The sequence below is a fragment of the Janthinobacterium sp. SUN128 genome (assembly GCF_030587275.1).
In the GTDB taxonomy this organism is placed as follows: domain Bacteria; phylum Pseudomonadota; class Gammaproteobacteria; order Burkholderiales; family Burkholderiaceae_D; genus Janthinobacterium; species Janthinobacterium lividum.
This window is the reverse complement of the sequence record NZ_JAPWHY010000001.1, coordinates 3,339,857-3,360,725: the sequence shown is the minus strand read 5'-3', so window position 1 is coordinate 3,360,725 and position 20,869 is coordinate 3,339,857. Positions and strand designations below refer to the sequence as shown.

Annotated in this window: 19 protein-coding genes; 5 read left to right on the top strand and 14 right to left on the bottom strand. The window is 61.9% G+C overall.

Going from position 1 to position 20,869, the window contains the following annotated elements; genetic code table 11:
* Positions 1–13 precede the first annotated feature (13 nt).
* From fliD to O3297_RS15115, 8 genes are all read right to left on the bottom strand, one after another.
* Positions 14–2,695 (bottom strand): flagellar filament capping protein FliD, encoded by a 2,682-nt coding sequence (fliD, locus tag O3297_RS15150; protein ID WP_305049065.1) that lies wholly within the window; start codon positions 2,693–2,695, stop codon positions 14–16.
* A gap of 230 nt (positions 2,696–2,925) precedes the next feature.
* Positions 2,926–3,297: a flagellar protein FlaG gene (locus O3297_RS15145; RefSeq protein ID WP_305049064.1), complete on the bottom strand. Its 372-nt coding sequence runs from the start codon at positions 3,295–3,297 to the stop codon at positions 2,926–2,928.
* An 84-nt stretch (positions 3,298–3,381) separates the two neighbouring features.
* Positions 3,382–4,875 (bottom strand): flagellin, encoded by a 1,494-nt coding sequence (locus tag O3297_RS15140; protein WP_305049063.1) that lies wholly within the window; start codon positions 4,873–4,875, stop codon positions 3,382–3,384.
* Positions 4,876–5,350: 475 nt separating this feature from the next.
* The gene (locus O3297_RS15135; RefSeq protein ID WP_305049062.1) at positions 5,351–5,944 is read right to left on the bottom strand and encodes a PEP-CTERM sorting domain-containing protein; all 594 of its coding nucleotides are present in this window, start codon (positions 5,942–5,944) and stop codon (positions 5,351–5,353) included.
* 295 nt (positions 5,945–6,239) lie between these two features.
* Entirely contained in the window at positions 6,240–7,823 is a 1,584-nt protein-coding gene (locus tag O3297_RS15130; protein WP_092608528.1) for a GGDEF domain-containing protein, read from the bottom strand.
* A 201-nt stretch (positions 7,824–8,024) separates the two neighbouring features.
* Positions 8,025–8,672, bottom strand: a complete 648-nt coding sequence (locus tag O3297_RS15125; protein WP_034753998.1) for a response regulator transcription factor — start codon at positions 8,670–8,672, stop codon at positions 8,025–8,027.
* 52 nt (positions 8,673–8,724) lie between these two features.
* Complete coding sequence (locus O3297_RS15120; protein WP_305049061.1) at positions 8,725–10,215, bottom strand: sensor histidine kinase; 1,491 nt, start codon at positions 10,213–10,215, stop codon at positions 8,725–8,727.
* Positions 10,216–10,232: 17 nt separating this feature from the next.
* Positions 10,233–10,820, bottom strand: coding sequence for a membrane protein (locus tag O3297_RS15115; protein ID WP_034787082.1), 588 nt, complete (start codon positions 10,818–10,820; stop codon positions 10,233–10,235).
* Between the two features lie 115 nt (positions 10,821–10,935).
* Between O3297_RS15115 and greB the strand changes: the two genes are divergently transcribed.
* Positions 10,936–11,502 (top strand): transcription elongation factor GreB, encoded by a 567-nt coding sequence (greB, locus tag O3297_RS15110; protein ID WP_092608531.1) that lies wholly within the window; start codon positions 10,936–10,938, stop codon positions 11,500–11,502.
* Positions 11,503–11,572: 70 nt separating this feature from the next.
* Entirely contained in the window at positions 11,573–11,860 is a 288-nt protein-coding gene (locus tag O3297_RS15105; protein ID WP_305049060.1) for a hypothetical protein, read from the top strand.
* A gap of 60 nt (positions 11,861–11,920) precedes the next feature.
* Here the strand turns inward: O3297_RS15105 and O3297_RS15100 are convergent, their stop codons facing one another.
* From O3297_RS15100 to O3297_RS15080, 5 genes are all read right to left on the bottom strand, one after another.
* A complete protein-coding gene (locus O3297_RS15100) occupies positions 11,921–14,203 on the bottom strand; it encodes a bifunctional (p)ppGpp synthetase/guanosine-3',5'-bis(diphosphate) 3'-pyrophosphohydrolase (protein WP_034787076.1) in 2,283 nt (760 codons plus the stop codon).
* Between the two features lie 81 nt (positions 14,204–14,284).
* The gene (rpoZ, locus tag O3297_RS15095; protein WP_010400723.1) at positions 14,285–14,488 is read right to left on the bottom strand and encodes a DNA-directed RNA polymerase subunit omega; all 204 of its coding nucleotides are present in this window, start codon (positions 14,486–14,488) and stop codon (positions 14,285–14,287) included.
* A 59-nt stretch (positions 14,489–14,547) separates the two neighbouring features.
* Positions 14,548–15,186 (bottom strand): guanylate kinase, encoded by a 639-nt coding sequence (gene gmk, locus O3297_RS15090; protein WP_080753685.1) that lies wholly within the window; start codon positions 15,184–15,186, stop codon positions 14,548–14,550.
* A gap of 138 nt (positions 15,187–15,324) precedes the next feature.
* A complete protein-coding gene (locus O3297_RS15085) occupies positions 15,325–15,648 on the bottom strand; it encodes a hypothetical protein (protein ID WP_034787072.1) in 324 nt (107 codons plus the stop codon).
* A gap of 3 nt (positions 15,649–15,651) precedes the next feature.
* Entirely contained in the window at positions 15,652–16,542 is an 891-nt protein-coding gene (locus O3297_RS15080) for a YicC/YloC family endoribonuclease (RefSeq protein WP_034787070.1), read from the bottom strand.
* A gap of 301 nt (positions 16,543–16,843) precedes the next feature.
* Here O3297_RS15080 and rph point away from each other — a divergent pair, with 301 nt between their 5' ends.
* The 3 genes from rph (at position 16,844) to hemW (ending at position 19,566) form a co-directional block, all read left to right on the top strand.
* Positions 16,844–17,572: a ribonuclease PH gene (gene rph / locus O3297_RS15075; RefSeq protein WP_034787067.1), complete on the top strand. Its 729-nt coding sequence runs from the start codon at positions 16,844–16,846 to the stop codon at positions 17,570–17,572.
* A 138-nt stretch (positions 17,573–17,710) separates the two neighbouring features.
* Complete coding sequence (gene rdgB / locus O3297_RS15070; protein ID WP_070281283.1) at positions 17,711–18,295, top strand: RdgB/HAM1 family non-canonical purine NTP pyrophosphatase; 585 nt, start codon at positions 17,711–17,713, stop codon at positions 18,293–18,295.
* The gene (hemW, locus tag O3297_RS15065) at positions 18,292–19,566 is read left to right on the top strand and encodes a radical SAM family heme chaperone HemW (RefSeq protein WP_305049059.1); all 1,275 of its coding nucleotides are present in this window, start codon (positions 18,292–18,294) and stop codon (positions 19,564–19,566) included. Before rdgB ends, hemW begins: the two co-directional genes overlap by 4 nt.
* A gap of 14 nt (positions 19,567–19,580) precedes the next feature.
* On the opposite strand, the gene O3297_RS15060 is transcribed toward hemW, so the two are convergent.
* Positions 19,581–20,768 (bottom strand): tetratricopeptide repeat protein, encoded by a 1,188-nt coding sequence (locus O3297_RS15060; protein WP_305049058.1) that lies wholly within the window; start codon positions 20,766–20,768, stop codon positions 19,581–19,583.
* Positions 20,769–20,869 lie beyond the last annotated feature (101 nt).

Here is a 20,869-nt window from a genome sequence, read left to right as displayed (position 1 = left end):
CTGATGATTGGGCTTAACGGTTGGCGGCGATGGCGGCCAGCTGCTGGGTCAAATAGGTTTGCATGCCCTGCAATTTATTCAGGGACACGTCCAGGCGCGAGTACTGGGCGCGGTAGCGCGCCTCGATGTCCGTCAGCTTCTCGCTGAACTTGTCGCGCTGCGTGGCAATGTTCTTGATCGTTTCGTTCAGGCCCTTGGAGCGGTTGGTGATCATGCCGTCCGTGCCGAGGAAGGAGGTGGCCAGGTTGTTCAACTGATATGCATAGCCTTGCGAGAAGCTGACGGTGCCGCGCGAACCCGTGGTGCCGCCCGTGACTTCAATCTTCAAGCCATCGGCTGGCGAGCCGGCGGCGCCCGTCAGGGTCTGGCCCGAGCCGATCACCGGTTGTCCGCCCAGGGTGCCGGCCACGTCCGCGCCCTTGACGGGCGTGGATGCGCCGAACAGGGCGGTTGGCGCCGTGCCCGTGCCGCTGCTGATGGCAATGTTCGAGACGGAGCCGTAGCGGCTCGATGCCAGCACCAGCTTGCCCGTGCCATCGATGGAGGCCGACACGGTGGAGCCGGCGTCGGAAAAGGACTTCACGCCGTTGATCGATGACTGGATCAGCGAAGCCATCTGCGCGGGCGTGTACGTGCCGGCAGGAATGACGACCTGGGCCGTGTTCTTGGCAGCGCTGGGCTCGGTATCGTTGAGCGTGATGCTCCACGTGGTGTCGCTGGCAATCGTCGTGCTGGCGGGCATGACGGCGGCCGAGGTGATCGACCCCTGGCTGGCCATCGTGGTGATCGTCAATTCATAGCTGCCTGGCTTGGTGGCGGCCGTCGAGCTGGTAAACGACACGTTGCTGTCGGTGGCCTTGCCCAGTGCGGAGAACAGGCCGGCGATGTCGGTGAAGTTGGCGCTGATGGCCTTGTCGAGCTTGCTGCTGTCCAGCGCCAGGCTGCCGTCCTTCTGGAACGAGATGCCGACCTGGCTCAGAGTGCTCAAATTGCTGTTCAAGCCGGTAATGGGCGCGCCCAGCTGCCTGCGCAGCTGGCTCTGGATCGATTGCGCCGTCGAATCGCCCAGCAGGACGCCGCCCTTCTTGGTCTCCGGATCATAGGCCGTCATCTTGGCCATGGCCGTGTTCAGGTCGTTATACGCCTTGACGAAGGCATTGATGCTGGTCTTGACGGTGGAGGTATCTTTCTGCACCGACAAGCTGGTGCTGCCGACCTTGGCAATGCCCAGGGTCACGCCTTCGATGGCCGTATCGACGCTGTTGGAGGCGCTGGTAATGGCGATGCCGTTGACGCTGAAGTTCGTGTTTTGCGCGGCGCTGTTCTGCTTCAGGTTTTGCGTGCCGCCCGCATCATACGACAACAGATCGTTCAGGGCACTGTCCGGGGGCAGGCCGTCGCTGCCGCTCAGCGAGATCTTCATGGACGAGTTGGCGCCCGTCTTCGACGAACTCAACACCAGATGGTACGGTTTGTCCGTGCCGTCCGAGACGATGCTGGCCATCACGCCCAGGCCCGCGTTATTGATGGCGTCGCGGATGCCTTGCAAGGTGTTGTTGGTGGAGTCGATCACCACCGTGCCCGTTGCCTGCGTGCCATCCTGGGTGAAGTTGGTGTTCATGTAGGCGCCACCGGAGCCTGCCGTCAGTCCGGCGGCGGCCGGATTGCTGCCGGCGATGGTGATCGGGCTGGCATTGCTCGAGGCCAGATTGATGGTGCTGGTGAGCGTCACGTTCGAGCCGTCATTGACCGAGTTCGAGGCATGGCCGATGCCGCCCTTGACGGAGCCCGTCACCACTTCTTCGATATTCAGGTTGGAACCGTCGGCGCGCGTAAACTTCAGGGTGCCGTCGGCGGCCTTGCCCGTGACGGTAATGTTGGCTGCCGCCAGCGCGTTCGAGACGGTATTCGGGCCTTCCAGCGTCGTGTCGAGCGAGGCGGCCGTGATGCCGGCGCCTGCGGCGACGCCGTTACCCTGGGTGACGATCGAGATGCCGCCCACCGACAGCGAATAGGTGCCGTCCGCGCCCGTTTCGATATTGCCGAAGCCGCTGAACATGGTGGCGCTGCTCGACGTCGGCTGGGCCGTGGCCGTCACGCCCGTGGTGCTGCTCTTGGCGTTGATGGCGTCCGCCAGCGCGCGCGCGCTCTTGGTGCTGGCGTCGGTGGGGATGGCGGTGCCGTTGAGTATCAGGGAGCCGTTGCTGATGCCGGTCTGCGCCGTGGTGGCGCCCAGGGCAGTGCCGCTCAGGCCGAAGGTGCCGCCCGCGAGCGAGCCCAGCTGGAACGAGATCGTCGTCTTGCTGCCCAGGCCGATGGTCGACAGCTTGCTGGCCATGCCGCCCGACATCAGGGTCTGCGACTGGGCCAGCTGGGTGACATTGATGTTGTAGTTGCCGGCCACGGCCTTGGCGCCGGCGCTGGCCGTCAGCACGAGGGGATCGGCGGGCGTGGCGCTGACGGCGCGGAAGTTATTGGTGTTGGACAGGGCGGACAGCGAACTCTGGAAGGTGCTGACGGCGCCGCTCAAGGTGCCCATCGCACTGAGCTTGGCCTGGTAGGAGGCCGTTTTCTTGTCAAAAGTACCCAGTGGGGCCGCTTCGGCCGTCATCAGCTTGTCGATGATGGCATTCACATCCAAGCCGCTGGCGCCAGCGCCGATGCCGATGGATGAAAGGGTAGGTGTGATGGCCACTGAATACTCCTAGGAAAACGCTAATATAAGCTGTTATCGGCAGAATCAATCAGGACTTGAGAGGGGGATTTACCGCGCTGTTTTCAGCGGGCGTAAAAAATCGGGGAAGAAGCAGAGGATTATTGCCTGGATTGCAATGAAAAACGGGGCCGGATAGCCAAGCTACCGAACCCCGTGGTCATGCCGATGCGTATTGCCACGATGCTGCACGTCCGTGGGCAAGGCCATCGCTATGCGCTTTGCCTGATCAGCGAACCTTTGGCCGAGTCAAAGGTCTTGGACAATTCCAGGGCTTCCTTGGTGGGAATCTGGCGCAGTACTTCCTTGGTTTCCTGGTCGATGACCTTGACCACCGTGCGCTGGCTGTCTTCGTCGATGGAAAATTCCAGGCCTTGCGTTTTCATTTGCGACGACTGGTTCAGGTCCGATACCGCCTTGTCCAGCTGTTCGCGGCTGGGCTCCCGGCTGGCTTGCTGTGGTGCAACCGTACCGTTTTCCGTGGCAGCGCGTGGCGCTGCAGGGCGCGCCGGTGGCATGTCCGCAGACGCATAACTCTTGTCTATCCGGGCCGCGGAGGCGGCCGCTATCGTGTCGATAGTCATGGTGCTCTCCTAGTGAAAATTCCCCTGCCGAAAAAATCCGGCAGGGGAATCGGAGTCCTACGCTGTTGCGATACTAATCGGAGATTAGCCGCGCAGCAGGCTCAGGACGCCGTTTGGCAGCGAGTTCGCTTGTGCCAGCATGGCCGTACCAGCTTGTTGCAGGATCTGGCCGCGGGTCATGTTGGCCGTTTCCGATGCAAAGTCGGTATCGACGATGCGGCTGCGCGATGCGGACAGGTTTTCCGTGGTCGATTGCAGGTTCGAAATCGCCGACGAGAAGCGCGATTGCAAAGCGCCGTACTGGGCGCGTTGGCCGTTGACCGTTGCCAGTGCTGCATCGGCAATTTTCAGTGCCAGCTGTGCACCGTCAAACGTCGTCACGTCCAGGGTCGATACGGAGTTCAGGGTCGAACCTTGCGCTGTCGCTTGACCAACTTTCAGGCCGGTAGGGGTGTTTTCCGTTACCGAGAAGCTGTTTTGCGAGTCGAAAGTCACGCGGCCGTTGACCGTGGCGGCATCGGCTGCAGCGATGATCGACTGTGCCGCGCCTTGCACCGTACCATTGGCCTTGTAGCCATCCACGGAGAACTTGGTGTTGGCCGTCGTGCCTTGCGTCAGGTTGATGTTCTCGCCCGATGCATTGGTCAGCTTCATGCCTTTGTTGACGCTGTCGTACTGGGCGGTCACGCCGGTCTTTGCCGTTTGGGCATTGATGGCATTGATGCCTGCTGCGTAGTCGGCTGCAGTCGATGCCGTGCCGCTGACGGCGAACGACACGGTGACAGGCGCCGTGCTTGGGTTGTCCGAACTGATGGCGAACGAATACGATTCAGCACCCAGGTTCAGGTTGACGTCCGTTTGTGCCGAAGCGGTCACGCCCGTTTTTGCCGTTTGGCTGTTGATGTCGGCGGCAACGGATTTGGCCGTGCTGCCTTTGACGCCGGCGGCGGCTGCCGTCGTGTCGACGGTGGCGGTGCCGATAGAGCCGGAAATCGTGAGCTTACCGACAACAGCATTACCCAGCGCATCTTTCTTGACAGCCGATGCATCGTTGGCGATACGGTTGTTACCGTAGGTGTTGGTCAGGAAGTTCGCGCCGCTGGCGGAAATCAGCTGATTGGCATCTGCGCCGACCTGGAAGTTGGCCGTACCCATGGTGCCGTCCAGCAGCGCCTGGCCGTTGAACGAGGTGGTTTGGGCGATACGGTTCAACTCCGAACCCAGTTGGCCTACCTCGGTTTGCAGCGCCTGACGGTCGCTCGACGAGTTGGTGGCGTTCGACGATTGCACGGCCAGTTCGCGGATACGTTGCAGGATGTCGCCCGAGCTTGCCAACGCGCCTTCGGCCGTTTGAGCCAGCGAGACGCCGTCGTTTGCATTGCGGGTGGCTTGCGTCATGCCGCGGATTTGCGACGTCATACGGTCGGAAATTGCCAGGCCGGCGGCGTCGTCCTTGGCGCTGTTGATGCGCATACCGGAGGACAGGCGTTGCAGCGAGGTGCTCAGGGCCGATTGCGAGGTCGACAGGTTGCGTTGCGAATTCAGGGACGAGATATTGGTATTAATTACTGCAGCCATGATGTTTCTCCAAACAGGTACTACATTGCGCTATGTGCTAGTCACTTTGGCCTGCCCCGCTGTTCCGGGACAATCAAGCCGCTGTTGTTTAGGGTAACGGTTGCTCTGCGGGAAAATTTATGGCGGAAAGTGCTTTAAATTTTAATTTTTAGCCCTTCAGTTTGCCGCCGGCCGCGCGCTAGACGACATGATTTAAAGAAACTTGAGGGTAAAAATAGTTTTATTTTTATATTCGACGCAGGCTAGCGGCGTGCCGGAGGGGCGGGAGTGTTATTGTTTTAGTCATGAAAAATGCCGTCCGGCCGGGTGGCGGAACGGCATGTGACGGAACGGGCAGGGTTCAGTCGCTCACATCTTGGCTTTAGTTGCGCAGGCGCTGGGCTACGCTGCCGAAAAGGCGATCAGGTTTTTTTGACGTGATATGGCGAACATATTGTTCGTATCAGACAAGCGACAGCATGCTATTTTGTTGTGTTCAGAATTTCTGCTTGCGTCGCAGGATAAAACCCATCAAACCTAAACCTGCGAGGAGCATGGCATAAGTTTCGGGTTCGGGAACCGCGGAAGTAAATGTCAGGGATAGTTTTTGAGCTCCAGTCGGAAAAACAGTGTAGTCAGTCCAGTTTTGTCCCTCGATAGAGGATTTCATCATGAATCCCACAGGCGTACCATTTTTGTAAGCTTTGTTCAGATACGCTGTCAGGTCGATGGGTTTATTTTGCTTTTTGTCGGTTGCCGTCTTTGCTACCAATCCCCCGATGGGATTCGGGGCGGTATAGTAATTAAAGGATACCCAATTACCATCGGTAAGATAAACCTCCATGCTACGGGAAGTTATCGGTGTCCACAAAAGTCCCGATGTCAGAGTGACGGAGGGATCGTAGGCTGGCAAAATAAACTTTTCGTACAGACGGGTATAGCCGTCGCCAAAGATAGCTCCTACGCCGCCATGATCGGAGGTGTCTGTGCTGCCGTTGCGGGTACTGTAAAAGGTCGATAAATGCTTGCTTCTTAAAATGGAAATTTCTTCGACCGCTGCCTGGGAGGATGCTGGCATGATTGCAGTCATACAGATTGCGAGCGCGAATATCTTATTTGATGCGTTAGGTTTAATGCACTTAAGTAAATTTCTTTTCATATGACATGCCCCAAAGTGGTTGATTTAATGAAATTATTGCAATAATTATAACTATATTGGCGTGTGTAGTCTTTTCCCATAACAAATGGGACTGCTATCTTATTGCACCAATTAAGTCATTAAAACGATTCAGGTTAATTTTTTGGCAATTGATCGAGTGAGTTTTTTCGATCATACCTGAGCAAAGTGCGGGAGATGCAGTGCGTTGCTACGCACCGCATGGAACTCAGTCCGCCACCACCACCCGGTTCTTGCCCGTCTGCTTGGCCTGGTACATGGCGCGGTCGGCGCGCTTGACCAGCTCGGCCTGGTCTTCGTTGGGCAGGCGCAGGGCCACGCCGGCGGAAAAGGTGATCAAGACCTTTTCGTTGTCGTGCAGGAAGAAATGCCGGGTCAGCTCGCGCTGCAAGCGCGTCATCGTCGACGAGGCCGCCTCGACCGTGGTTTCCGGCAGCAGGATGAGGAATTCCTCGCCGCCGAAGCGGGCGATGACGTCCATCGAGCGCAGGGTTTCCTTGACGATCTTCACCAGGTGTTTCAGCGCCGCATCGCCGGCCAGGTGGCCATACGTGTCGTTCAGGCGCTTGAAGTCGTCCAGGTCCAGCATGGCGATGCACAGCGGCGTGCCGCGGCGGTCGGAACGGGCCGTCTCGCGCTCGAACACGTCGTCCAGGCCACGGCGGTTCAGGCTGCCCGTCAGCTGGTCTTCCCGCACCAGTTCGCTCATATGCTGGAGCTTCGCTTCCAGGGTGTGGATGCGCTGTTCCGCATCCTGCACTTCCTGGCGCGCCAGCACCATTTTGTCGCGTGCGCGCAAGGCTTCGTTCTGCACCATGCGCGTTTCGCGCAAGACTTCGTCGAGAACGCTGTTCAGTTCGCTGATATTTTCCGCCTGGCTGATCTTTTCCGAATAGCCGCCGATCTTTTCATGGAAGTCGCCCGTGCTGGCCGCCACTTGCCCGAGGCGGTCGATGAAGGTCATCATCATGTTCTTGACCGTCAGCTTGACGTCGGACAGGCTGTGCTTGAGCTGGCCTTGCTTGTAGATGACTTCCTTCAGGCTGCGCGTGGCGTCTTCCAGCGCACGCTGGTCGAGCGGGCCGGCGATCAGGTTTTGCACGGCATCGACCTGGCCGCGCAGCCAGCTGTCGTCGTCGAGCAACTGGCTGACGTTATCGAGCAGCAACTTGAACAGGCGCAGCAGCAATTCCTGCTGTTCGGCCGTGTCGCCGCTTTTCAATTCGATCTGGTAGCACAGCTGTTTCAGGCGCAGAGCCGCTTCGTTCAGCGCTTCTTCCGTGTGGGCCAGCTTGATGGCCGCGCCCAGCGATTCGGCTTCTTCCACCAGCGCGGGCGTTCCCGTCAGCAAGGTGGCGACGGCAAAGCCCAGGGTGCGGCTGAGCAATTCGCGCAGGGTGCGCGTCTGTTCGCCGTCCGGCAGGGGCGGCAATTCGATGCCACCGCCTTTCTTGACCTGTTTTTCCGCCAGTTGTGCCAGGGTGCGCGCATAGCTGTCCCAGTCGCGCGCTTTCAGGGCGCGCTGGAAGCGTCGGCCAAAGTCGCCCAGTTCGCCCGCCGATTCGCTCATCTTGGCGGCAAACTGCGTCAGGACGTTTTCCGCGCCACTTTCCGCGCCTTTTTCTACATTGGCGCTGGCAGCCAGCACGGCGGCGGGCGCGCCGGGCGTCTCCGCCGGTTCGCTGATGCCGGCGATTTCATTGTAGATATCGCGGTAGGCGCTCGGCGTGGGGGCGATGCGGCGCGTGGCCAGGCGGCGAAACGCTTCGCGGGCGATATCGGCCGGGTTCATCGCCGCAGCGGCGGCAGTACTCGTGGCGCCAGCGGGAGCGCTTGCTGGTGAAGATGGCAATTTACTGGACATGTAGGCACAGCCTTTTTAGATATTTCTCATTATCCTCATGATATGCGAGTTGGCAAAGAACTTATTGTGCGAGAAGCAAGGAGAAGTCCTGTCAATTCGCCCGATGCCAGCATGCATGCCGCTTTGCCGTCAATCCACCAGCTGGTTGCGGATGGCGTAATGTGTCAGTTCGGCACTGTTCTTGAGTTTCATCTTGACCAGCAGGCGGGCGCGGTATTCGCTGACGGTTTTCACGGACAATTTCAGCTCTTCGGCGATGGCGCCCACGGCCTTGCCCGAGGCGATCATGACCAGGGTCTGGTATTCGCGGTCCGACAGGGTGTCGTGCAAGGCCGTTTCGTGGTCTTCGCCCACCGTGTTGGCCAGTTCCTGCGCCAGCGAGGCGCTGATGTATTTCAAGCCCTGCGCCACCTGGCGGATGGCCGTGACCAGTTCGCGCGGCGCGCTCTGTTTCGTCAGGTAGCCGGCCGCGCCCGCCTTGAGCGAACGGATGGCGTACTGGTCCTCGCGGTGCATGGAAAGCATCAGCACGGCCAGTTCCGGCTTTTCCTTCTTGATCTGCTTGAGCACCTCGATGCCGCTGCGGTCGGGCAGGGAGATGTCGAGCAGCAACACCTGGCATTTCGAGCCGCGGAACAGTTTGATGGCGTCGTGGCCATTTTCGGCCTCGCCGGCCACGATGATGTCCTTCGTATCGGCGAGGATTTGTTTCAAGCCCTCGCGCACGATCGCGTGATCGTCGGCGATGAATACCCGGATGGTGGCTTTTTCTTTCATGACTGCGTTGTTTCCTATTTGAATCCCTGCGCCCTGCGGCGACCCTGTGGCCTTACGGCGATCCGCTCTGCGCTGGTGCGCTGGCTGCAGCCGCTATTATCGCCTCTCGCGGCGTGGTCAGCCGGATTTTTATGCTCAGGATGGTGCCGCCGTCCGGCCCATCCATCAGGCTCAGGGTGCCGCCCAGCGCGCTGGCGCGTTCGGCCATGCTGCGGATGCCGAACGATTGCGGCTTGGCGCGATCGGACAGGCGCATGCCGACGCCGTTGTCGGCGATGGTCAGGCGCAGATGCTGGCGCTGCCTGGCCAGGCGCACGCTGACCTTGCTCGCCTGCGCATGCTTGGCGATGTTCGTCAGCGCCTCCTGGGCGATGCGGAACAGGCTGGTCGCCTGGTCCAGTTCCAGTTCGATGTGCTGGCGGTTCGACATGAACTGGCATTCGATGCCGGCCTGGCGTGCGAATTCCTTCACTTGCCAGTCCAGCGCGGCGACCAGGCCCAGGTCCAGCATGGAGGGGCGCAAGTCCAGCGAAATGCGGTGCACGGCGTCGATGCTGCGGTCGACCAGGGCATCGACATAGTCGGCCTTTTCCTGCAGCAGCGGGTCGTCCGGCGGCAGGCGGCGCGCCAGCATGGCCAGCGCCATCTTGATCGCCGTCAGATTGCCGCCCAGGTCATCGTGCAGTTCGCGTGCCAGGCGCGTGCGTTCGTGTTCCTTGACCTTGTCGATATGCGCAGTCAGCTCGGCCAGGCGGGCGCGCGACTGGCGCACTTCGATCTGTTCGAGCCGGCTTTCCGTGATATTCGTCATGATGCCTTCCCACTGCACCGTGCCGTCGGCCAGCGCGCGCGGCGTGGAGCGCAGGTTGATCCATTTGACGTCTTTCCAGGCATCGATCCAGATGCGGCCTTCCCAGTTCCAGCTCCACAAGGCGTTTTTTGAGGCCTGCATCGATTCCAGATACGAGGCGCGGTCGTCGGCCAGGATCAATTGATAGAACAGTTCCGGACGCGCATGCAGCTGTGCCGGCCCCAGGCCCAGCAGGGCCTGGCAGCCGTCGCTCAGGTAGGCAAAGGATGCCCGTCCATCCGCATGCAGGCAGAACTGGTACACGAGGCCAGGCGTATTCGAGACGATGGCGTTGAAGCGCGACTGCACCTGCGCCAGGGCGGCCGCCGTCGCCTGCGGCGTGTGCAAGTCTTCGCCCTCGGCCAGGAGCAGGGCGCGTCCCTGGCGGCTGGCGCGCGACAGTTGCAGGCTGAGCGAATACAGGCTGCCATCGCGGCGGCGCTGCTGTACATGCAGCCGGGCTTGCGCGCCGATGCTGTCGTCCAGGGCCGCCAGTACGGCGGCCAAGTGCTGCGCGTCCAGCTGCGGCGCCAGCGTGAACGGCGTCATCGCCAGCAATTCCTGGCGCGTGTACTGCAAGTTGTCGCAGGCGGCGTCGTTGGCATCGAGCAATTGCAAGCTGGCAGAGTCGTACAGGTAGATTTCCGGCGCCGCCGCGCGCATGGCGGGGGCCAGCTGGAGAGTGTCGTGCATGGAGTCGTCCTTCTTCATCAGCGGCGGGCGCGCCAGAAGGCGGCGAAGCGGCGCAGCACTCTGGCTGGGCGGGAATTATGCCGGCCTGGCGTGCCCTTGCGCAAGCGTTGCCACCAAGCACGGCGGGCGCGGCCCAGCGCGGCCGACAGGCGGCTGATCCTGCGCCATGGACGCGTGGCGCGCAGGCGGGCGATCCAGCGGTCCTTGGTTTCCATGAACAGGCCATGCCAGCGCGCAAACCACGGCAACGTCAGCAGAGTGGGGCGCGTCAGGCTGTACAGGCGGGCCACGGCGGCCGCGCCGCCCAGCTTGGCGATGACGATCACGCCGATGCCGGAAAATGCATGGCCGCGCGCGATCGCCAGCAGGGCCAGCAGCTTGACGGGAAACAGCAGCACGGCCGGCAGCACGAAGATGGCCAGCGCCCAGTACGGCGGCAGGCGCCTGATCCACGCTTCCAGTGCATGCAGGGGCGGAAATTGCGCCACCACCTGCATGATGCGCGCACCCGTCGCCCACAGCCATTCCTCGATCAGCAGGAAGATGGCGGCCAGGTAGACCAGCGGCGCGAACAGCCAGCGCCTGACTCTGTAGAATTTTTTCATCCGTCTCCGTGTGCGGCGCAGGTTTGCCGCGATTGCCACGATGATACGTCAAAAAAGCCCGTCTGCCCCCGCATCCCGTGTGCCTGCGGGTCCCTGGCAGGGCTACAATAGGCAGATGAATAAAGCCTTTGTAAAAGAATCCGACAACGACGACGATGAAGAAGCGGCCGCGCTGGCGCTGGCCATTCCCGCCGGCGCCAAGAACTACATCACGCCGGCCGGTTACCAGCGCATCAAGGATGAGCTGCTGCAGCTGATCGACGTCGACCGTCCGGAAGTCGTGCGCATCGTCCATTGGGCGGCGTCGAATGGCGACCGTTCGGAAAATGGCGACTATATCTACGGCAAGCGGCGCCTGCGCGAAATCGACCGCCGCATCCGCTTCCTGACGAAACGCATGGACCTGGCCGCCATCGTCGACCCCAGCGTGCACCATGGCAACGACCAGGTGTTTTTCGGCGCCACGGTAACTTACCGCACCAGCGACGGCGAAACGCACACGATCACCATCGTCGGCATCGATGAATTCGACCCCCTGAACGGCAAGATCAGCTGGGTCTCGCCCATGGCCCGCACCATCACCAAGGCGCGCGAAGGCGACGTGATCACCCTCACCACGCCGCTGGGCGAGCAGGAACTGGAGTTGCTGGAAGTGACGTATCCGGCGCCTGGGGAGGGGTAGTTTGCGGTGGCGCAGAGTGTCTGATGCGCGTACAGGCACACTGATCATTTAGTCGGTATCAGGAGTTGCCATGCCCCGCCGCCTTCGGCTCGTCTTGCCCGGCGTTCCGCTGCATGTGTTGCAGCGTGGAGTGAATCGCCAAGCATGCTTTCTTGATGGGCAGGATGATCTGCTGTCTCTGCATTCCTTGTATTGGATGCTTGGACGTGACGCGTCTGAACGGCAAAAAACATACCAATCGTTATTTCAGGATACATTAGGCGAGCGTTGTCTCGGGCAACTGCGTGAAGCAATCAATGCCGAATTTGCGGTAGGAGATCAGGCGTTTTTACGACGAGTTACGGAAAGTATCGGGTAGCCTGCAGCGGAAAACTGGGGTCAGACCCGGCGGGTCCGACCCCAGTCTTCGCTTTGGGTTTTAGTTACGTTCGCGCAGGATGCGGTTGACACCTGCTACCCGGCGCACATTGCGCAGCAGGGCGGCCAGGTGGACCCTGTCCTTGACTTGCACGGTGAAGCGCAGCTGGTCGAGGACGTTGTCCTTGTCTTCGTCCATGCCGACATAGATGATGTTGGCGTCGGACTCGCCGATTTCGGCGGCCACGCGGGCGAGGATGCCCCGTTCGCTGTTGATCAGCACCTTGATGCGGCAGTCGAAGCGACGGTTCAGTTCGGTTCCCCAGCGCACGGCGATCCAGCGGTCCGGTTCCTTGGCGCGCTGGCGCTTCGCTTGCGAGCAGTCGCTCGTGTGTACCAGCAGCCCCTGGTCGCGGCGCAACTGGCCGATGATCTGGTCGCCCGGGATCGGCAGGCAGCATGGCGCCAGCTGTACCGAAACGCCTTCGCTGCCGCAGATGGTGACGGGGTCGAGCTCGCTGCCGCTATTGTGTTCCACCGGCATGCTGGCCGCTTCGCCGCCGATCAGGCCGAAGATATGGCGCGCCACCAGGGTGGCCATGCGCTTGCCGATGCCGATGTCCGCGTACAGCTCGTCCATGGAATTGGCGCTCGATTCGTTGAGCAGGCGTTCGATCAATGGCGCCGGCAGGTCGGCGTCGATGTTCAGGGTGTGCAGCGCCTGCGACAGCAATTGCTGGCCCAGGGCGATCGATTCGGGCAGGTTGATCGTGCGCAAATGGTGGCGGATGGCCGAACGGGCCTTGCCTGTACGCACGAATGACAGCCAGGTCGGGCTGGGGCGCGACGAGGAATCGGTGATGATCTCGACAATGTCGCCATTGTGCAACTCGGTGCGCAGGGGCGAGGTTTCGTTGTTGATCTTGACGGCCACGGTCTGGTCGCCGATGCCCGTATGGATCGAGTAGGCGAAATCGATGGCCGTGGCGCCGCGCGGCAGGGCGATGATCTTCGACTTCGGCGTAAATACGTAGACGGAATCGGGGAACAGGTCGACCTTGACGTGTTCGAGGAATTCGGCCGAGTCGCCCGTCTGCTGCTGGATGTCGAGCAAGGATTGCAGCCACGCATGGGTGCGCTGCTGCAGATCGGACGGGTTCGATTCGCCGCTCTTGTACAGCCAATGCGCCGCTACGCCGGATTCGGCCGTGCGGTGCATTTCCTGGGTGCGGATCTGGAATTCGACGGGCGTGCCGTAGGGACCGATGACGGTCGTGTGCAGCGACTGGTAGCCGTTCAGCTTGCGGATCGCGATGTAATCCTTGAACTTGCCCGGCATGGGCTTGTACAGGCTGTGCAGGGTGCCCAGGGTCACGTAACAGTCGGCAAAGCTGCCGACCACCACGCGGAAGCCGTACACGTCCAGCACTTGCGAGAACGACAAATGCTTGCTGCGCATCTTCTTATAGATGTCGTACAGGGTCTTTTCGCGGCCCGTGACGTCGGCCTCGAGCTCGGCCATGGACAGGGTGCTTTTCACCGCTTCCATGATCTTGTTGACCACTTCGCGCCGGTTGCCGCGCGCCGCCTTGACGGCTTTCGCCAGGGTGCGGTAGCGCATCGGGTAAAGGTGCGAGAACGACAGGTCCTGCAGCTCGTGGTAAATATTGTTCAGGCCGAGGCGGTGCGCGATCGGCACGTACACTTCCATGGTCTCGCTGGCGATGCGGCGCTTTTTTGCCGCCGTCATGAAATCCAGCGTGCGCATATTGTGCAGGCGGTCGGCCAGCTTGATCAGGATCACGCGCACGTCGGACGCCATGGCCAGCAGCATCTTGCGGAAGTTTTCCGCCTGCGCTTCGATCTGGCTCTGGAATTCGATCTTTTCCAGCTTCGACAGGCCGTCGACCAGGTGCGCCACGGGTGCGCCGAAGCGCTCGATCAATTCATCCTTCTTGACGTCCTGGTCTTCCATCACGTCATGCAGCAGGGCGGCCATGATGGCTTGCGCGTCGAGCTTCCAGTCGGCGCAGATTTCGGCGACGGCGATCGGATGCGAGATATACGGCTCGCCCGAGCGACGCATCTGGCCCAGGTGCATTTCGTCGGAGAAGCGGTAGGCTTCCTTGACTTTTTTCAGGTCGGCAGGGGAAAGGTATTCGGCCAGCTTGTCGGCCAGGTGACTGACGGAGGCCACGCCCAAGGCGGGTGCTGGCGGTGCTGCGGGGGTGTTGCTGCCGGACGTGCCGGTGCCGGGCGCGGAAGCGCCCTGCGATTTTGCCGCCTGGCGCGAGGCCAGGGACGGCAGTGCTGCGGAAGTCGTGTCGGCTGGGGTCAGACTCATAAAACGTCGCGTTGCTTCACAGTGTGAATAAAGGATACGGTAGAACCAGGGGTCAGCACTGTTCCGGCACGCGGCTTCCCACTACATCGGGACCTTTTTCAGCATTTCGATGCCGACTTTACCGGCAGCGATTTCACGCAGTGCGACAACGGTAGGCTTGTCCTTGGCTTCCACCTTTGGGGTGTGGCCTTGCAACAACTGACGTGCGCGATAAGTCGCAGCCAGGGTCAGCTGAAAACGGTTAGGGATCTGCTTCAGGCAATCTTCGATTGTGATACGGGCCATAGTAACTCCTAAATTTTATGCGTGGTGCGGGGCGCTGTGTGAACTGGCGTGCAGACTAATTACTCTGCGTGCAGGCCCAGCTGGGCGAATAGCGATGCGTTGCGGGCCGCTTGTTGCGCAAACCGGCAACGGGCCGCTCTCACGATCGCGCTCAGTTCGGACAAAGCGACCGTAAACTCTTCATTGATAATAACATACTCGAACTCGGGAGCGTGTGCGATTTCGCCGCCAGCCGCCAGCAGGCGGCGCGTGATCACGTGCGGCTCGTCCTGGCCGCGCTTGTTCAAGCGTTCTTCCAGCGCATCGATCGATGGCGGCAGGATGAAAATGCCGGCCGCGCGGGGGAATTGCTTGCGCACCTGGCGCGCGCCTTGCCAGTCGATTTCCAGCAGGATGTCGGTGCCGGCGGCCATTTGCTGTTCCACCATGATGCGTGAGGTGCCGTAGTAATTGCCATGGACTTCCGCCCATTCCAGGAATTCGCCCTGGTCTGCGCGCGCGACAAAGTCTTCCGCCGTCGTGAAATAGTACTCGCGGCCGTGCTGCTCGCCCGGACGGGGGGCGCGCGTGGTGGTCGAGATCGACAATTTGATGCCGGGCTCTTGCGCCAGCAATGCATTGACCAGTGTCGATTTGCCGGCGCCCGATGGCGCGGCGACCACGAACAGGCTGCCGGAGAAGGCGGTAGGGTGGCTCATGCGGATCTTTCCATATGCGTGTGATGGCGGCGTTTGCGCTTGCACGGGCGCCGCCCAATCCGGTATTTTACCAAGAGGCAAGGCGGTGAGCCAGCCCCCGCTGGCGACATGGTAAAAAATCAAGCTGGCCGGGGCGTTTCAGCGGGGCAGCCGTCCCAGCGTGATTTCGCCCGTGTTCAGGACGATGGCCCGGCCATTCACATCTGTACAGTCGCGGTTGCTGATGCGCACGACCGTGCTGTCGACCGACACTTCCGCGCCCAGGCTGCTGCGCGAGCAGATGCGGTAGGAGGCGGCATCGGCGCCCGTGTAGATGGATGCGCCGCGCTCCTTGAGGGTAAAACAGCCAGCCGTGCAGCTTTCGATCGCATATGGCGACGGCAACTGCGCCGTTTGCGCCTGCGCTCCGGCCGCCAGCAGCGCCAGCAAGGCGGCAAATGTCCCTGTGCGTGGCGTGGCCATGGCTTACTCCAGGTTCTGCACTTGTTCGCGCATCTGCTCGATCAGCAGCTTCAAGTCCATCGAGGCGTCGGCCAGTTCCTTGACGGACGCCTTGGCGCCCAGCGTATTGGCTTCGCGATTCAGTTCCTGCATCATGAAGTCGAGGCGCTTGCCTACTTGCCCGCCCTTGGTGAGGATGTGGCGCGTTTCGCCCAGGTGGGCCGACAGGCGTGCCAGTTCTTCCGACACGTCGATGCGGATGCCGTACAGGATGACTTCCTGGCGGATGCGTTCCATGGCGTCCTGGCGCGACAGGGCCGAATTCGAGCCCTGGCTGGCCAGGCCCAGCGCATCCTGCATGCGTTCGATGGCTTTTTGCTGGAAGGCCGCCACCACTTGCGGTATCAATGGCGTGATGCGCTTGACGATGGCTTCCATCGCTTCGATGCGCGACACCAGCACCGCTTCGAGCGCCGCGCCTTCGCGCTTGCGGCTGTCGACGAAGGCCGCCACGGTGCGCTTGGTCAGCGCGCCCACGTCCGCCTGCAAGGACTCTTGCCCCACTTGCGCTTCTTCGATGATGCCAGGCCAGCGCAACAGTTCGGCCACCGTCATGACGGGGGCGGAGACAAAATGCTGGCCTACTTCGTTTTGCAGGCGCGCCAGTTCGGCCAGCAGGGGCAGGTTCAGGGCCTGCGTGCCTGCCGTCGCGGCCTTGCGGCCAAAGCTCAGGCGTACCTCGACTTTGCCGCGCGTGATGGCGGACATGACAGCGGCGCGCAAGTCTGGCTCCAGGGCCCGCAGATCGTCGTTGATCCGGAATTGCAGGTCGAGAAAGCGCGAGTTGACGCTCTTGATTTCAATTGTCAGTGTGCCTGCAGCACCTTCGCTGGTGGCAACCGCGTAGCCTGTCATGCTTGAAATGCTCAAAGGATTCCCCGATTTGATCTTGTATACAGTCACTTATACACTTAATCAGCCAGCGCAGGCAATACCGCCCGCGCCGCAAAACAGGACCGAAGAGCACGATGGCCTGAAAATTGCTGAATAGTGTGCGTTTTACGGCATTGTAAAGAAAATTGTGTTTGGCGGGGCAGGATTGTAGGGATCATGTGTGCGCCGCCTGCCATTGCGTCTTGCGCTGTTGCATGACTGCAAATAGACGGGCGCGCGGTGGTAAAATCGCTGCCGCAACCCCAATCACACAGGACATCCCATGACATTTGAATCCCGCCCGAGCGGCCGCGCCGTCGACGCGCTGCGCGCCATCCGCATCACCCGCCAGTACACCAAGCATGCCGAAGGCTCGGTGCTGATCGAGTGCGGCGACACCAAGGTCATCTGCACCGCCAGCATCGAAGACAAGGTGCCGGGTTTCCTGAAAGGCAAGGGCCAGGGCTGGTTGACGGCCGAGTACGGCATGCTGCCACGCTCGACGCACACGCGCATGGACCGCGAAGCGGCGCGCGGCAAGCAGTCCGGCCGCACGCAGGAAATCCAGCGCCTGATCGGCCGCTCGCTGCGCGCAGCCTTTGATTTGCAGGCGTTCGGCGAACGCACCCTGCACCTCGATTGCGACGTCATCCAGGCCGATGGCGGCACCCGCACGGCCTCGATCACGGGCGCCATGGTGGCCGCGTATGACGCGTTTTCCCAGTTGCAGGCACGCGGCGCGATTGCCGCCATTCCCGTGAAAAGCTTTGTCGCCGCCATCTCGGTAGGCGTCTACCAGGGCATGCCGGTGCTGGACCTGGACTACGTGGAAGACTCGGGCTGCGACACGGACATGAACGTGGTCATGACGGAGGCGGGCCACTTCATCGAAGTGCAGGGTACGGCCGAAGGCGCCGCGTTCGACCGCGCCGGCATGAACCGCTTGCTGGACCTGGCGCAGGGCGGCATCGCCGACCTGATCGCCCTGCAGAAGCAGGCATTGGGGATCTGATCTTTACATAGATTTACATCCTGTTGCCCGCCACGCCGGGCAAGAAACCCACGGCTGCCGCTTTTTGCGGCAGCGGCAGGCCAGGGTGAGGGGAGCGCAAAAGGTTTACAATGTCGGCACTTCAACCGGACTACTGACATGACCCAACGCCTCATCCTCGCCTCCAACAACGCCGGCAAGCTCAAGGAATTCAACGAGCTGCTCTCGACCATCGGTTTTTCCGTCCACGCCCAGGGCGAGTACGCCGTGCCGGAAAGCGACGAACCATTCCACACCTTCGTTGAAAACGCCCTGCAAAAGGCGCGCCATGCGTCGCGCCTGACGGGCTTGCCTGCGCTGGCCGACGATTCGGGCGTGTGCGTCAATGCGCTCGGTGGCGCGCCGGGCGTGTATTCGGCACGCTATGCGGGCGAGCCGAAATCGGACGCGGCCAACAGCGCCAAGCTGATCGCCGACCTGGAAGCGCATGCCGACAAGTCCGCGTACTACTACTGCGTGCTGGTGTACGTGCGCCATGCGGACGACCCGCAGCCGGTTATCGCCGACGGACGCTGGAATGGCGAGATGATTGCTACGCCGCGCGGCAACGGCGGCTTCGGCTACGATCCGCATTTCTTCCTCCCCGCGCTGGGCAAGTGCGCGGCCGAATTGACGTCCGATGAAAAGAACGCCCTGTCGCACCGTGGCCAGGCCCTGCGCGCGCTGGTGGAAAAACTGCGATGATCCCGATCAAACTGGTGGGCGCCGCCGCCAAGCCGGCCGCCAGGGCGGGAGCCGCTCCCGCGCCGCAGGAAGGCATTTCCGGCGCGGCCGGGGCGGCCCTGAAATACCTGCAGCCGGGCGCGCTGAACCTGGCGGCACTGCCGCCGCTGTCGTTGTACATCCATTTCCCGTGGTGCGTGAAAAAATGCCCGTACTGCGATTTCAATTCGCACGAGGTGCGCGGCGACTTGCCGGAAGGGGAATACCTGGCGGCCCTGCGGCTGGACCTGGAAATGGCGCTGCCGCTGATCTGGGGCCGCAAGATCCATACCATCTTCATCGGCGGCGGCACGCCCAGCCTGATGTCGGCGGCGGGCCTGGACCGGCTGATGTCGGACGTGCGCACCTTGCTGCCATTGGAGCCCGACTGCGAAATCACCATGGAAGCCAATCCGGGTACCTTTGAAGCGGAAAAATTCAAGTCCTACCGGGTCAGCGGCATCAACCGCCTGTCGATCGGCATCCAGAGCTTCAATGGCCGCCACCTGCAGGCGCTGGGGCGTATCCATGACGACAACGAGGCGCGCCGCGCGGTGGACATCGCGCACGCCAATTTCGACAATTTCAACCTCGACCTGATGTACGCGCTGCCCACGCAAACCCTGGGCGAGGCGCAGCAGGACCTGGAAACGGCGCTGTCGTTCGCGCCGCCGCACCTGTCGCTGTACCACCTGACGCTCGAACCCAATACGCTGTTCGCCAAGTATCCGCCCGTGCTGCCGGACGACGACGAGAGCGCCGATATCGCCGACATGGTGGCCGCGCGCGCCGCGCAGGCCGGTTACGGCCGCTACGAAGTGTCGGCCTATGCGCAGCCGGGCCGCCAGGCCAAGCACAACCGCAATTACTGGGAATTCGGCGACTACCTGGGCATCGGCGCGGGCGCCCACTCGAAGATTTCGTTCCCGCACCGCGTGCTCCGCCAGGCCCGCTACAAGCAGCCGCGCGCCTACATGGACGCGGTACTGGCCGGTAAGCCGGTGCAGGAAGAGCGCGAGCTGGCGCGCGAGGAAATGGGTTTCGAGTTCATGTTGAATACCCTGCGCCTGACGCAGGGCTTTACACCGAACCTGTTCGCCGAGCGCACGGGCCTGGCCATCAACGCCATCGAGCAGCCGCTGAACGCGGCCGAAGCGAAAGGCTTGCTGTACCGCGACCACCAGGTCATCCGCCCGACGGAGCGGGGGTTGTGCTTCCTGAACGACCTGCAGCAGATGTTCCTGGAAGACTGACGCGGCCTGATGCGCTAGTGCGCGGTAGCGGCGCGCAGGCGCTGCAGCTTGGCCGCGTACAGCCCGTGCTCGCTGCGCGTGGTGCTGTTGTCCATCGCCAGTTCCAGCTGCCTGCCCGCCTGCGAGAGTTGTCCCATGCGCGCATACGCCTGCGCCAGCCAGAAGTGGAATTCATGGTAGTAGGGATCGCGCGCGATCTCGCGCTTGAACAGGCGCGCCGCTTCCTGGTAGTCGACGGCCTCCATGGCGCGCTGGCCCAGGTTGAAGAAGTGGAACGGAGGTTCCGGCTGCAGGGCCAGCAATTTTCTCCGTAGCAGCTGCGCTTCGTTCGCGCGTCCCAGGCCGTCGAGTGCCTGCGCCAGGTTCGACAGCAGCACGGTATTCGATGGCGAGCGTTCCAGTGCGTAAGCGAGCGTGCGCCGCGCCGGTTCTGTGTCGCCGTGGCGCAGCTGGATGATGCCCAGCGTATTGAAAGCGCCCGCAAACGTGGGGTCTTGCAGGATGGCGGCGCGCGCATACCAGTAGGCTTGATCGAGCTCGCCGCTGGCCATGGTTTCGGCGGCGCGATTGTTGAGGTACATGGCCAGGATGGTCGCCTCGCTGATTTGCAGCGTGCGCTGGCCTGCAAGGTCTTCGCCAGGCAGGAAGTCGATGAGCATGATGGCGTCGGCCTCGTAGCCGACGGTATTGCCGGCGGCACGGCGTTCCAGCGCGAGGTTGACGTGGCCGGCGACGAAATACATGCCACCGCTGCGGCTCCAGCTCTCTTCTCCCAGAACCAGCTGGTAGTGCACATTGAGTCCCATTTCCTTGGCCAGCGCGGCCGTCATCAGCACCAGCGACAGGCAATTGCCGCTGCGCGCATCGAACGCCTGTGCCGCCGTGCGCGTCATGGCGGCATCATATTCAAGCTGCAGCCCGGCCCTGTTGCGCAGGGCATCGGCCAGCGCGCGGCGGGGATTCTTGCTGCGCCCCTCGCGCGCGATATCGACGCGCACGTACTGCCGCATGGCGTCGCTCATGGCAAACGCCTGCCGCGGGTCGACCGGCACGGCCGGCGCGGCAAAGCTGGCATCGTTGAAAAGGTCGGGCGGAGGCGGGGTGGCGGGCGCCGTGGCGCAGCCGGCAAGGGCTGCACACAGCAGCAAGGGGGACAGGAGGCCCAGGCGCAGTTGTGCGCTGACGCGGCGGATACATTTCATGTTCGTGCTCCCGCAGAACGATGTCAGGCGCAACACGTATTGCTGCCGGTGGTGCGCCCTGCCACCTGAAACAAGTATCCTCGCGCGCCACGGCGCTGTCA

Coding starts and splice junctions, on each gene's coding strand:
- O3297_RS15145 (WP_305049064.1), bottom strand. CDS start 3,297: ATGACTATCGACACGATAGCGGCCGCCTCCGCGGCCCGGATAGACAAG.
- O3297_RS15140 (WP_305049063.1), bottom strand. CDS start 4,875: ATGGCTGCAGTAATTAATACCAATATCTCGTCCCTGAATTCGCAACGC.
- O3297_RS15135 (WP_305049062.1), bottom strand. CDS start 5,944: ATGACTGCAATCATGCCAGCATCCTCCCAGGCAGCGGTCGAAGAAATT.
- O3297_RS15130 (WP_092608528.1), bottom strand. CDS start 7,823: ATGAACCCGGCCGATATCGCCCGCGAAGCGTTTCGCCGCCTGGCCACG.
- O3297_RS15125 (WP_034753998.1), bottom strand. CDS start 8,672: ATGAAAGAAAAAGCCACCATCCGGGTATTCATCGCCGACGATCACGCG.
- O3297_RS15120 (WP_305049061.1), bottom strand. CDS start 10,215: ATGCACGACACTCTCCAGCTGGCCCCCGCCATGCGCGCGGCGGCGCCG.
- O3297_RS15115 (WP_034787082.1), bottom strand. CDS start 10,820: ATGAAAAAATTCTACAGAGTCAGGCGCTGGCTGTTCGCGCCGCTGGTC.
- greB (WP_092608531.1), top strand. CDS start 10,936: ATGAATAAAGCCTTTGTAAAAGAATCCGACAACGACGACGATGAAGAA.
- O3297_RS15105 (WP_305049060.1), top strand. CDS start 11,573: ATGCCCCGCCGCCTTCGGCTCGTCTTGCCCGGCGTTCCGCTGCATGTG.
- O3297_RS15100 (WP_034787076.1), bottom strand. CDS start 14,203: ATGAGTCTGACCCCAGCCGACACGACTTCCGCAGCACTGCCGTCCCTG.
- rpoZ (WP_010400723.1), bottom strand. CDS start 14,488: ATGGCCCGTATCACAATCGAAGATTGCCTGAAGCAGATCCCTAACCGT.
- gmk (WP_080753685.1), bottom strand. CDS start 15,186: ATGAGCCACCCTACCGCCTTCTCCGGCAGCCTGTTCGTGGTCGCCGCG.
- O3297_RS15085 (WP_034787072.1), bottom strand. CDS start 15,648: ATGGCCACGCCACGCACAGGGACATTTGCCGCCTTGCTGGCGCTGCTG.
- O3297_RS15080 (WP_034787070.1), bottom strand. CDS start 16,542: ATGACAGGCTACGCGGTTGCCACCAGCGAAGGTGCTGCAGGCACACTG.
- rph (WP_034787067.1), top strand. CDS start 16,844: ATGACATTTGAATCCCGCCCGAGCGGCCGCGCCGTCGACGCGCTGCGC.
- rdgB (WP_070281283.1), top strand. CDS start 17,711: ATGACCCAACGCCTCATCCTCGCCTCCAACAACGCCGGCAAGCTCAAG.
- hemW (WP_305049059.1), top strand. CDS start 18,292: ATGATCCCGATCAAACTGGTGGGCGCCGCCGCCAAGCCGGCCGCCAGG.
- O3297_RS15060 (WP_305049058.1), bottom strand. CDS start 20,768: ATGAAATGTATCCGCCGCGTCAGCGCACAACTGCGCCTGGGCCTCCTG.